General features: G+C 36.5%; 14 protein-coding genes. 2 read left to right on the top strand and 12 right to left on the bottom strand.

Going from position 1 to position 12,585, the window contains the following annotated elements; translation table 11 throughout:
• Position 1: 1 nt before the first annotated feature.
• The 10 genes from J0L69_07530 to ruvX form a co-directional block, all read right to left on the bottom strand.
• On the bottom strand, positions 2–568 hold the full coding sequence (locus J0L69_07530) for a GNAT family N-acetyltransferase (GenBank protein MBN8693033.1): 567 nt from the start codon (positions 566–568) through the stop codon (positions 2–4).
• Between the two features lie 2 nt (positions 569–570).
• On the bottom strand, positions 571–1,044 hold the full coding sequence (locus J0L69_07535; protein ID MBN8693034.1) for a hypothetical protein: 474 nt from the start codon (positions 1,042–1,044) through the stop codon (positions 571–573).
• 44 nt (positions 1,045–1,088) lie between these two features.
• Positions 1,089–2,204: a chromate efflux transporter gene (gene chrA / locus J0L69_07540; GenBank protein MBN8693035.1), complete on the bottom strand. Its 1,116-nt coding sequence runs from the start codon at positions 2,202–2,204 to the stop codon at positions 1,089–1,091.
• Between the two features lies 1 nt (position 2,205).
• Positions 2,206–3,378 carry an MFS transporter gene (locus J0L69_07545; GenBank protein ID MBN8693036.1) on the bottom strand — a complete coding sequence of 391 codons (1,173 nt, stop codon included), beginning with the start codon at positions 3,376–3,378 and terminating at the stop codon, positions 2,206–2,208.
• 86 nt (positions 3,379–3,464) lie between these two features.
• On the bottom strand, positions 3,465–3,764 hold the full coding sequence (gene raiA, locus J0L69_07550) for a ribosome-associated translation inhibitor RaiA (protein MBN8693037.1): 300 nt from the start codon (positions 3,762–3,764) through the stop codon (positions 3,465–3,467).
• Positions 3,765–3,790: 26 nt separating this feature from the next.
• Positions 3,791–4,684, bottom strand: a complete 894-nt coding sequence (locus J0L69_07555) for a tyrosine-type recombinase/integrase (protein MBN8693038.1) — start codon at positions 4,682–4,684, stop codon at positions 3,791–3,793.
• 94 nt (positions 4,685–4,778) lie between these two features.
• Positions 4,779–4,976 carry a 30S ribosomal protein S21 gene (locus tag J0L69_07560; protein MBN8693039.1) on the bottom strand — a complete coding sequence of 66 codons (198 nt, stop codon included), beginning with the start codon at positions 4,974–4,976 and terminating at the stop codon, positions 4,779–4,781.
• 108 nt (positions 4,977–5,084) lie between these two features.
• Positions 5,085–7,598, bottom strand: coding sequence for a YfhO family protein (locus J0L69_07565; protein ID MBN8693040.1), 2,514 nt, complete (start codon positions 7,596–7,598; stop codon positions 5,085–5,087).
• A 12-nt stretch (positions 7,599–7,610) separates the two neighbouring features.
• Positions 7,611–8,324, bottom strand: coding sequence for a TIGR00730 family Rossman fold protein (locus tag J0L69_07570; GenBank protein ID MBN8693041.1), 714 nt, complete (start codon positions 8,322–8,324; stop codon positions 7,611–7,613).
• A 48-nt stretch (positions 8,325–8,372) separates the two neighbouring features.
• Positions 8,373–8,789, bottom strand: coding sequence for a Holliday junction resolvase RuvX (ruvX, locus tag J0L69_07575; GenBank protein ID MBN8693042.1), 417 nt, complete (start codon positions 8,787–8,789; stop codon positions 8,373–8,375).
• A gap of 58 nt (positions 8,790–8,847) precedes the next feature.
• Here ruvX and pfkA point away from each other — a divergent pair, with 58 nt between their 5' ends.
• Both pfkA and J0L69_07585 read left to right on the top strand, forming a co-directional pair.
• Positions 8,848–9,816 carry a 6-phosphofructokinase gene (pfkA, locus tag J0L69_07580; GenBank protein ID MBN8693043.1) on the top strand — a complete coding sequence of 323 codons (969 nt, stop codon included), beginning with the start codon at positions 8,848–8,850 and terminating at the stop codon, positions 9,814–9,816.
• Between the two features lie 3 nt (positions 9,817–9,819).
• The gene (locus J0L69_07585) at positions 9,820–11,235 is read left to right on the top strand and encodes a tetratricopeptide repeat protein (protein ID MBN8693044.1); all 1,416 of its coding nucleotides are present in this window, start codon (positions 9,820–9,822) and stop codon (positions 11,233–11,235) included.
• Positions 11,236–11,272: 37 nt separating this feature from the next.
• Here the strand turns inward: J0L69_07585 and J0L69_07590 are convergent, their stop codons facing one another.
• Positions 11,273–11,593 (bottom strand): protein tyrosine phosphatase, encoded by a 321-nt coding sequence (locus J0L69_07590; protein ID MBN8693045.1) that lies wholly within the window; start codon positions 11,591–11,593, stop codon positions 11,273–11,275.
• A 61-nt stretch (positions 11,594–11,654) separates the two neighbouring features.
• Entirely contained in the window at positions 11,655–12,557 is a 903-nt protein-coding gene (gldA, locus tag J0L69_07595) for a gliding motility-associated ABC transporter ATP-binding subunit GldA (protein MBN8693046.1), read from the bottom strand.
• Positions 12,558–12,585: the final 28 nt, after the last annotated feature.

A 12,585-nucleotide genomic window follows, 5' to 3' on the forward strand; every position in this document is an offset into this window, starting at 1 on the left:
TCTAGGGTTTTAATTTAAAATCGCGCGCGAGAAGCGAGTAAACTGCTGAGTCGAGAAATTTCCCGTTGAAATAAAAGTTTTCCTTGAAATAAGCTTCCTGTTTAAAATTGTTCCTCTGTAAGATGCCAATCGATGCGTCGTTCGCAGGATTAACAATCGCTTCTATAGAGTGAAGTTTTAATGAGTTAAATCCGTAATCCAAAACTGCGTTGAGTGCTTCATTCATCAATCCTTTGCCTTGTAAATCGGGATGTAGTGCATAACCAACTTCAGCTCTGTAATGTGGCTTTTTGAAATTCCATAAGCAAATGGTTCCTTGAAGTTTTGAGTTTTCCGGTGTACAAATCGCCCATGTGACTGCGTTATTTTCTTTTTCGAGATTGTTAATCAGGTGTATGAAATCTTCCGCCTCTTTAATTGTTTTAGCGCGCTCTCTGTCAATATAACGCATCACGCGTTCATCGCTACGCATGAATTGCATTTCAGGTCCGTCGCTTAATTTCACATTGCGTAAGATTAAACGGGAAGTTTTAAGAGTGGGGAAGGGTGTGAAATTTACTTCTATCATACTTATTTGGTGGCTTTGATGAATTCTTTGGAAATTTCATTTCCGTTTTCATCGTGATGAATTATTAATGTATTTCCGAATTTATCATTAATAGTTAGTTTTCCTTTCCAACGAGTAGAGATTCTTTCACCTTCTAAAAACACACTGCCATCGCGGTGATAGGCCATGTAAGAGCCATTCATGCTCCCATTAACGAACATAATTTTGTTTTTGATATTACTATTGTTGTAGTAGAAAATCCACTCGCCCACTTTTCGATTGTCTTTATATCTTCCGGATTCGATATTTTGATCGCCTTTATATCCTTTGGTGGGTTGGTTCATTCCTCTCGTTATCCATTTCCCCTGCTTCCAATTATTTATATCAATTAGATTTAGGGTGTCTTTTCCTGCCGGCCCTCCTAGTTCGTAGGATTGTGCTTGCGAAAAACAATTCAATAGCATGAGCGTAAAAACCGCCGACAAAAATGATTTCATGATTTTTATTTACAAGTTAAGAAGGAAAAAAGACAATGTCAAGTTTAAAACATGGCCAATACATAACCTAATACCGCTCCGCCCAACACCACAAACGCAGAGTTTACTTTTTTGATACCAAAACAAACTATAATACTTAACACTGCAATTACAATCGTGCGCCAGTCACTAATACTTTCTTTGGCCATGCCAAAACATACAAAAACAATGAGTGCAACAGAAGCGACATTCACGGCATCTAAAAAAACAGCTAATTGTTTACTCTTTCTCATTTTCGGTACTAGCGGATTTAATAACCACACCAATAAAAAGGAGGGGAGGAAAATACCGATTGTGCTTACAATGGCCCCGCTTAATCCGTTGATTTGATACCCGATAAATGTGACAGCCGAAAAAACCGGACCCGGCGTAAATTGTCCCACTGCCACTGCGTCCATTAATTGCTGTTTGGTTAATAAACCTTGCTTCACTAATTCTTCATCCAAGAACGCGAATAATACATAGCCGCTTCCGTATAAGATGGAACCAATTTTTAAAAAGCTCAGAAATAATTTGAGGTTTGTGCCGCTAAACCAAACATTCGTTTGTAAAAGTAAAAGAGGTGCAACGCCATTGATGTTTTCGGTTTTCTTAAAGCGGTGCAGTAAAAGTGCCGCGGCTCCGCTGCAAAAGAGCACCAGTATTTCGTTAAATCCTAAGAAACAAAATAGTAGAGCAAACAATCCAATTACAATGAGCTGAACATTTTTGAGTGAAGCTTTGGCCATTGGGTACACGGCTGATAAGATAACCGCAATGATGGCAGGTTTTATTCCGTAAATAAATTGTTGTACCGCTGGGAGCACACCGTAAGTTTTATATAACCAGGCAAAAAATCCGGTGATAATAACTGCCGGAACAATAAAACAAAGGCCTGCTAAAAGCAATCCTTTTAATCCGCCGCGCTCATGACCAATATGAATGGCCATTTCAGTACTATTAGGTCCGGGAATTAAATTGGTAGCACCGAGTAAATCAAGGAAATGCTGATCACTCATCCATTTCTTTTTTTGTACCACTTCATCGCGCATCATGGCAATGTGAGCTGCGGGTCCACCAAAAGCCGTTACACCTAATTTTAAAAAAAGTGTTGCTATTTCTTTTAATGCTGTGTTTTGCATTTTATTTCTCAGGCTTTGGAACGCTCATGATTAAATAAAGGGCAACCATCAAGGTCATTAAGGCGGTTGTCAAGAATGCTTCAAAACCACCAAAATTATACCATACAATACCGGTAATAGAACTCGCCAGCATGGTGCATACACTTTGAAAGCCTGTATATAATCCAATCGCCGTAGCGGTATCTTTTTTATCGGCAATATTGGTAATCCAGGCTTTGGAAATTCCTTCTGTAGAGGCCGAGTAAACACCGTAAACAAAAAACATTGACAGCGTAAAGTAAATATTAGTACTCATCGACATACCAAAATAAACAATGGTGAATAAAAACAAACCAAATATATAAACCGTTTTTAAATTCAGTTTATCGGCAATGATTCCTGCCGGAAGAGCAAACAGCGCATAAATTAAATTGTAGAAAATATATACCCCAACCACCATGGTGTCGCTTAATCCGGATTCTTTGGCTTTCAATAATAGAAAAACATCAGAGCTGTTGAATAAGGTGAAAACCAAAAGACCAATAATTAATTTGCGGTATTGATCAGGTGCGGTTTTCCAATAATTTAGAAAGGAAAGTGATTTTACAATGGGTTTATCGGGATGTTTAGCTTTTGGTTTATCTTTTAGTAAAAAAGAAGCGGCAACGGCCAATACGCCCGGAATAAAGGCAATGTAAAATAAAGTAATATAATCTTCCGGAAAAAAGTAGAGATAGAGTAAAGCTAATAAGGGACCAATAAATGCGCCGGTAGTATCCATAGCCCGGTGAAAGCCAAAAACTTTTCCTTTGTTTTCTTTGGTGGATTCATCCGATAAAATAGCGTCTCTCGCTGCGGTTCGTATTCCTTTTCCCAAACGATCCAGTGTACGTGAAAAAAATATCCAAATCGGAAACGTAAACATCGCCATCATTGGGCGCGAGATACCACTTAAGGCGTATCCCAATTGAACAAAAGGCATACGTTTTCCCGTAACGTCGGATAGTTTTCCGAAATAACCTTTGCTTAATCCTGCAGTTGCTTCTGCAATGCCTTCTAAAACACCAATGAGTACAACCGAAAAGCCAATGCTTTTTAAATACACCGGCATAATGGGATAAAGCATTTCACTGGCAACATCAGTAAATAAACTTACCAACGATAAAATCCAAACTGTTCTAGTAATGCCTTTCAATGCTTGCTATTTTTACAAATGTAATGTTTAATGCATAAAAAAAGCCGCGAATTCATCACGGCTTTAAAATTTAATTTCGGAATATATTATTTAGCGAAATCTTTTTCTTTATGTTTTTTGATTTGTGTTTTAAGCGCATCACAAGCCGTGTCTACAGCTTCTTCAAATGTTGAGCATTGTTTCTTTGCGAATAATTCGTGACCCGGAGCGTGCAATTTAATCTCCGCCACTTTATTGTTACTGTTATCTGCTTTATCTAATCGTAAAATAACATCACAATTAATTAAGCCTTCATGAAAGGTTTTAAGTTTTCCTACTTTTTCTTCAACGTGAGCAATTAATTTTTTGTCTGCATCAAAGTGTACTGATTGAATGTTTGTTTCCATGATTTTTTTCCTCCTTTTATTTTTAATTAATCACCCGAACGCGGGTGCGCTTGTTTGTATGTTTTTTTTAGTTTGTCAATCGAATTGTGTGTGTATATCTGAGTAGCGGATAAGTTACTATGACCCAATAATTCTTTCACCGCATTAATATCGGCTCCGTTATTCAATAAATGTGTAGCGAATGTGTGGCGCAAAACGTGAGGACTTTTTTTACCGAGGGTAGTCACAGTGCCTAAATACTTGTTTACGATTTTATAAACCTCTGCCTCTTTCAATGCCTTGTCTTTTTTAGTTACAAATAGAAATGAGTTCACTAAACCCTCATTCTTTTTTACTTGTAAATAGGCTTCCAGGTTGCGTTTTAGCTCTAAAGAAACCGGTAAAATTCTTTCTTTATTTCGTTTCCCCAATACCTTAATAGTAAGGTTGTAAAAATCAATATCTTGCTCTTTAAGGCTACAAAGTTCAGCTCTTCTGAATCCGGTTTGATACAGAATATCCAATACTAATTTATCACGCTGTCCTTCAAAGCCTTCTTCAAAAGAAATTTTGGAAAACAGGTCGCTCATTTGGTTTTCATCCACAAAAACAGGGAGCTTTTTTGGTGTTTTTGGTCCTTGTATTTTTTGTAAAGGATTGATGCTTATATGATTGTTTCGGAGTAAGAATTTGTAGAACGATTTTAAAGCAGAGATCTTACGGTTAACGGTGCGGGCTGTTAGTCCGGAATCAATGAGTTCAGCAATCCAGGCTCTGATGTTAAGATAGGAAACAAGGGTAAAATCGGCGGGATTAATTTCCCGTTCTAAGTATGCTTGAAATTGCTGTAAATCGTTTTGGTAGGAGAGAGCGGTGTGCTTGGAGAACTTCTTTTCGTGCGCGATATAATCTAAAAAGTTATGTAGAAGCGTATCGGCCATAAAATAAAAATTCCTGAATCGAAGTTATAGAATTCAATTCAGGAATGCAATGAGAATGCCCAAAGGCAATATGATATTAAACAGTTTTTAACTGTTATTTTTCGATTTCTCCGTTTTGAAGCTTTTGCTTGTAAACCGCTTTAATGATTTCTTCACGGCGACGAACAGAAGGCTTAGTAAACTTTTGACGAGCGCGTAATTGCTTTACAACACCGGTTTTTTCAAACTTCTTCTTAAACTTTTTTAAGGCCTTTTCAATGGTATCGCCTTCTTTAACTTGTACTATTAACATTATTTTCTCCTTTAAATTAGGACTGCAAATATAAGTAAATTAAGAATTAGTGCAAGAATTTTTCCTCTGTTTTTTGGTAAAAAGTTGAAAACTTACACTATGCTTAACTTATTGATTGTCATTTTCTTGTGATCCCTTCGGTTTTAGCCTCCTGAAAAACACAAATAATATCCCGCAAAACACTATTCCGCCAATACTCATATAGGTGCCTTTTACGGCTAATCTCAATTCATAGTTTAACTCAATCTGATGATTGCCTTTTGCTAGATAAATGCCGGTCATGCCGCAGTTCAAATACAGCTTTTCTACTTCTTTTCCATCCACTATTAAATGCCATCCTTTATCCCATGGAAACGATAAATACATCACTTTGTTTTCGGATACATTCGCTGTTCCTGTAATTTTCTTTTCGCTGAATAAAGTAACGTTTAACGAATCCTTTCTCAAATTATTTAAACTTGCTCTATAAGTATCCCAATTAAAAGTTCGTGCCAACATGGTATCGGCAAGATTATAATGTTTTAATCCCGGAGCATTCGCTACTTCTTCATCTTTAATCACGCATGTACTAAAGCTTACAAATTCACGTAGTCCCATGGAGATTTTTTCGAATTCGCTTTGGGTCATGTAAGTATCGTAAGTATAGCCGAATGGTAAATCAAATTTGCTTTTCAATACAACTACATCACCAAATTTATTTAAAGAATCATGACTCATTTTCCACATTGGATTATTCGTCACTTTCGTCATAATGTACTTCACGTTATTAAGTGATTCCATGAAAGGCTTATTAATTAATCCAGGAACCCAGCGCGACTCATATTCATTTTCTTTGTTAATCACACCATAGGAGCGCATGTAATTAATGAAATGCATCTGAGACCATGAGTTATATGATGAGGTACTGTAATACCCATGGTATTTGTGATCATTTAAACTACCGTGCATTGCACCGGAAGAATAATAACTTTTATCAATCCGGTAGAATGGTGATTTTTCGATACTCTTGATAAAGGCTACAGCTTCTTTAGAGTAATCGTTATAACCCACTTTCTCGGTTAATTCACGCTTTAAAATTGGATTACGGCGATTCACAGATAATCCTGCCATGTAAATGGCTTCAAATGATACAACAGCCAGAATCACATATTTTAAATTGTTTACGTTTTTCGATTTTCCTAATACAAAAATTAAAGCGGCGTACGCAAGCAATAAAACTTTTACAACAGTAGATACAGTTTCATCTACCAATTGTTTTCCGCCTGCCATGCGTTGGTATTCTTTAAAATAAGGATACATTTCCAGAATTAACCATAGTAATAATGTACCGCCTAATACCATTAAATTGATTTTTCTGTGTTTTAGTATAATATCAAGCGAGTAAACAGAAAATAAAATGAAGACAATGGAAATGAAGAAGGAATAAGCACGGTAGTAATCACCGGTAAATAACCAAATCGCATAACGGAAATAAGGGAAAATGGTTGGAAGAATGACAAACGCTGCTAACACAATATACCAGGTGCGTTTTTTCTTTTCAATAAATCCAAATACTTGCGGGAACAAAAGAAGGGATATAATTCCGCAATAAGATAATGGGGCTTCCAAAAAATTACCCCAATTTTTTTGTACAAATTGTCCGTTTTCAACGACACCATTTATCGAATAATCATTCCCGCTTCCTAATAAATCACTCGAAAATAATCGCATGATGGAAGCACCGAATTGTTCTTTTTCCGCTAAATGAAAAATGGATTGTCCGGCCAGTTTATCAAAGTAAGAGTTACCGCCGCTACCGCGCGGACTCTCCAATAACTGAATCATTGTTTCCAATAAAAACGGACCGCTTAATAATAATCCTGCTCCTCCCAATAAAATAAGTTTACCGTACATGATTAATAAATCTTTGTAGGTTTTTGTTGGGTCTTGCATGATTCGGAAAGCAATGTATACGGCTAAGAATAATCCGAAAATGTATAAGTTAAATGGCATGGAAATCGCCACTAAAAAGATGGTTAGAACAAATAAAAACCATTTTCCTCTCTGATAAAATAACTCGAAGCCTAATAACAACATCGCTACGTTTAACGCTTCATAGGTAAATAAATACCAGCATGCGCCGATAATCATGAAGCCGCAGAATGAAAATAAAACACCGCCTAAAATCGCAGAGAAGTTAGAAACCTTTAATGTTTTTAAAAACATAAAGAAAACCACTCCGCCTAAAATAAGTTTGCTTAACTCTAAATAAATAAAGGATTGCGGAATGTACTTCGTGCCGAACAAATACGAAATAATTATAAACGGATCACGTGTTAATCCTGCAAATACACTTTGTCCCATTCCCTCTGCAAACGACCAGGTTGGTACACCGTTTTGCGCGAAGTAATTCGCCATGTAATAGTGGTAAGGCAAAGTACCATTCAGGGTATCACTTCCAATATCCTTAAATAAGAATATTTTATTTTGAAGTAAGTAATCTTTAAAAACAAAAAATGCAATCAGTGAAATTAAACCAAAACAAACCCAAATGGCTTTACTTCCCAGATTCTCAAAAAAATCAGGGGTGTTTATAACGGGTTCGCTGGTTGTGGCATTTGTATTTGCTTTTTTTACAGCCATAAAAAAATAGAGTTAGAAGTTTGGTTTCAATAAGTATTTGCTGTAGAAATCCACAATATGCTTCACAGCTTCATCAGCGGTATCTACAATTTTAAACAATTCAAGATCGACAGCATTAATGTTATGTTCCTTTTCCAGCATGGTGTGTTTCATCCATTCAATTAATCCGGTCCAATATTCTTTCCCTACCAAAACAACAGGAAACTGCGCGATTTTATGTGTTTGTACTAAGGTTAAAGCTTCAAATAATTCATCCATGGTTCCCATTCCTCCGGGCATACCAATAAATCCTTGTGAGTATTTTAAGAAGATGGTTTTGCGCACAAAGAAATAATGAAAGTCAATACTCTTATCTCGGTCGATAAAATCATTGGGCTTCTGTTCGAAGGGTAATTCAATATTCAAGCCTACTGATTTTCCTCCCCCGCGTTTTGCACCTTTGTTGGCGGCTTCCATAATACCCGGACCGCCACCGGTGATAACACCGTAACCTTCTTGTGTTAATTTGTAAGCAATATCTTCGGCTAGAAGAAAATACTTATTATCCGGCTTTGTGCGTGCAGATCCAAAAATGGATACACACGGTCCAATTTTACTCATCTTTTCAAAACCCTCTACAAACTCACTCATGATTTTGAAAATCTGCCAGCTGTCGGATGCTTTTATATCGTTCCAATCCTTTTCTGCAAAGGCTTTACGTATTTTTTCTTCTGATTTTTCGCTCATAAAAAATTAAGTTTAAAAGTACAAAAATTAATTCTAATAGGGAGGGACTTATCGCTTAATAAATTCAAGATAATCCTGCAATAAGATGGTTGCGCTCACCATATCAACCGTTTCCTTGTTTTGACGGTCTTTTTTCTTTAAACCGCCCATCAACATAGCCTGCTGTGCAAGAGCTGAGGTAAATCTTTCGTCGTAACGTTCAATTTTTATTGAAGGGAATTTCTTCGTTAAATGTTTCACAAAAGGTTCAATAAAACGCGCACTGTTTGAAGCCTCATTCATTAAGGTTTTAGGTTCTCCCACAACAATACACTCAACCGCTTCTTTTTTTAAATAGTCTTCTAAAAACTGTATTAAATCTTTGCTGTGTACAGTTGTAAGTCCGCTCGCAATCATTTGTAATGGATCGGTAACGGCTAATCCAACACGTTTACTTCCGTAGTCAATGGCTAAAATACGCGGCATTCCGTAAATTTAAGTGTTTTTTGGCGATATTAAGTTTATCTTTGACTAGAGAAAATCCATGAAAAAAATCGGAATCATAACATCAGGCGGCGACTCACCCGGAATGAACGCTTGTATTCGTGCTGTTGTGCGAACTGCTGTACATCAAAATATCGAAGTGCTGGGATTTTATAAGGGTTATGAAGGAATTATTGATAACAATTTTGTGAAGCTCGATACAACTTCTGTTTCCGGTATTATTCAACGCGGCGGTACCATTTTAAAAACGGCGCGTAGTCAGCGTTTCATGACCGAGGAAGGGATAAACCAAGCAGCAAATAATTTAAAGCAAAACGGCATAGAAGGAATGGTAATCATAGGCGGTGATGGAAGCTTTAAAGGCGCTATCGAATTATCGAAACACATCAATATTCCAATTGTGGGTTGTGCGGGTACAATTGATAACGATTTAATTGGAACGGATTTTACGATTGGTTACGATACTGCCATCAATACAGTTGTGGAAGCTGTGGATAAAATCCGCGATACAGCTGAAAGTCATGATCGTGTTTTTGTAATTGAAGTGATGGGGCGGGATGCAGGATTAATTGCCTTGAGAAGCGCGATTGCATGCGGTGCGGAAGCTTTATTGGTTCCGGAAATGAAAAACGATATTAATACTTTAATGACCAAAATAAAAAATTGGCGAAGTTCTAAGTCGAGTAAAATTGTCATTGTAGCGGAAGGCGAAGAATTTGGTGGTGCGTATAAAGTGGGTGACTTAATCAGAAAAACATGTCCGGAGTTTGACGTGCGTGTGACTGTATTGGGTCACATTCAACGTGGAGGCAATCCAACCTGTATGGAAAGGGTAAACGCAAGTTTGGTAGGATACAATGCGGTTTTGGCATTAATGAACGGACATAAAAACGAAATGATTGGAATTGTCAATAAAAAAATCACTTACACACCATTTGAGAAAGCGGTAAAACATATCGAGAAATTAGACGATGGTTTACTGAATATGATAGAAATATTATCAAGTTAATCTATGAAGAAAATTTTTGTAATTAGTTTATTATTGTCGTTGAATTTAGCGGCACAAACTCCTGATGTTCGTGATCATTTTAAAACGGCATTTGATTTGTATGAATCTGGAAAATATCAGGATGCGATTATTGAATACAGCACCTATTTAGTAAAGAATCCCGATGATGAGGCGGCGTATTACAACCGCGCTTTGGCGAAATACATGATGACGGATTATAAAGATGCTCTCATTGATTATAATACCAGTATAGAAAAAGGTCGTAAAAAGTTTGATGCTGTTTACGGAAAAGGATTGTGTTGGTTTTATTTAAAGAATTATGATGATGCCATTAAAGAATTTGATAAATCTCTCGCTATTAATCCATCTCATGGTAAATCTTATATTTTCAAAGCAGCTGCTTTGCATATTCAGGATAAAAACAAAGAGGCTTTACCAATCGTAAACAAAGGAATTGAATTAGATCCGAAATACGAGTGGGGTTATTTTTACAGAAGTAAAATTAAATTTTACACCAATGATTTAAAAGGTGCTTTAGCGGATGCGCAAAAATCAATAGAGATAAAGCCTAATAATGAGTTTTATTTTCAGAGGGGATTTGTACAGTTGGAATTAAAAAATTACGAAGCATCAGTCGTAGATTATGATACGGTAATTAAACATAATGTAAAGGATGCCGACGCATGGTATAATCGCGGTTTATGTAAATTGGATTTAAAGAAATATGAAGAAGCAAAATTCGATTTTGATAAATCCATTGAAATTAATCCCACTAAATCGGATGCATATCACAATAGAGCGCTCTGTAAATATTATTTGTTATCGTATAAGGATGCTATAACAGATTTTAATGCCGCAATCGATTTGAGTCCGAAGTTTTATAAAGCTTATACCTACCGTGGTGCCGCTTTGTATCATTTAAAACAATATCAGGATGCTTTGGCTGATTTAAATAAATCCATTACCATTAAAAAGGATTATGAGAGTTCGTATTACTATCGCGCAATGATTAAATACATGCTGGTAAATGATACGGGAGCGATTAATGATTGTAATGTTGCGCTTAGTTACCGCAAAAGTTACGATACTTATTTGCAACGCGGTTTAAGCAAATACCAAATGAAAGATTATAACGGAGCTTTATTGGATTATGATGAGGCTATTAAGTTAAATCCTAAGTATGCGCGCGCATTTTTAGAGAGAGGGATTTGTTATTACACACAGCAAATCGATAACATGGCGATTATGGAATTCACCAAAGCGATTGAAATAAAACCGGATTACGGCGAGGCTTATTACTACCGTGCTTTATCGGAAAACTATTCGGGTAAAAAAGACGAAAGCTGTAAAGACTTTAAAAAAGCTATTGATTTCAAATACGAAAAGGCCGCTGTTAAAATGGCTGAGGTTTGTAAGTAGAGGAAAGAGTTCGTAGTGGGGAGTTCGAAGTTAAACGTTATACAAAATAAGGCTCAACCTTCGATCTAATTTCATCAATTAATTCCGGATCCATAAACTTGTAATCATCATAAATCTCGAGAATAATTATTCGTTTATTTTCTGATTCTAGTGGAAAATTTGCATTGATTTTTTCTTTGTGTTTTTTTTCCATCACAAAGATTAGATCTGCCCAATTTAGGGTTTTTGCAGATAATTTAATTCGCGCCGAGGATTCAGTTCCTGCCGAACGAACTTGAATGCCGCTATGTTTTTTATAGATTTCTTCAGCAGTAGGACTGCGCCAAAGATTTCGACTACATACAAAAAGAACATTCATTAAGTTATAGTTTTTGATTTTTATACTATCAACTCCCAACCCCGAATTCCCAACTGTAAAACTACTTCGTCAGCTGCTTAAACACATCTTCCAGCTTTTGTTCTTCCTTATTAAGTGTAAGTACAGATAATTTATTCTGAACCGCGAAGTCGAAAATTTCTTTACGGATGTCTCTATCTTCAGTTGAACTTATCTTCCAGGTGTTCTCCGAAATTTGTTCAACTTCTCTAACACCACTAATTGTCTTTAAACTATTTTTTGAAACACTTGCGTCAAACTCTACTGTATAAACTTGTTTGCTTGTGTTCTTCTGTAAATTTTGTGTGCTTTCGTTAGCAACAATTTCTCCTTTGTTAATGATGATGACTTTATCACAAACAGCTTCTACTTCCTGCATAATATGTGTGCTCAACATAACGGTCTTTTCCTTGCCCAAAGTTTTAATCAACCCTCTGATTTCTTCCAATTGATTCGGGTCTAATCCTGTAGTAGGCTCATCCATAATCAACACTTTTGGGTCGTGAATAATCGCTTGCGCTAAACCAACACGCTGACGGTAACCTTTTGACAAAGCACCGATTTTTTTCTTTTGTTCCACCTGTAAGCCGGTGAGTTCAATCATTTCGGCCACGCGTTTTTTGATATTATCCACTTTGTAAAGTCCGCCTACAAATTCCAAAAATTCCTTTACATACATATCGAGGTAAAGTGGGTTATGCTCCGGTAAATAGCCAATTTGCTTTTTTACTTCCAAGCTTTGCTCCAGGATATCAAAACCACAAACTTTAACTGCACCGTGTGTGGGCGGAATATAACAGGTAATAATTTTCATCATGGTACTCTTTCCGGCGCCATTCGGACCAAGAAATCCAACAATTTCACCGGTATTCACGGTAAATGATACGTTATTGAGAGCCTTTTGCTCGCCGTATAACTTGGTGATATTATTAACAACTATTGACATAAATTATTGCTTGTACAAATCTAATAAA

This window comes from Bacteroidota bacterium (assembly GCA_017303905.1).
Lineage (GTDB): Bacteria > Bacteroidota > Bacteroidia > B-17B0 > Aurantibacillaceae > JAHEYG01.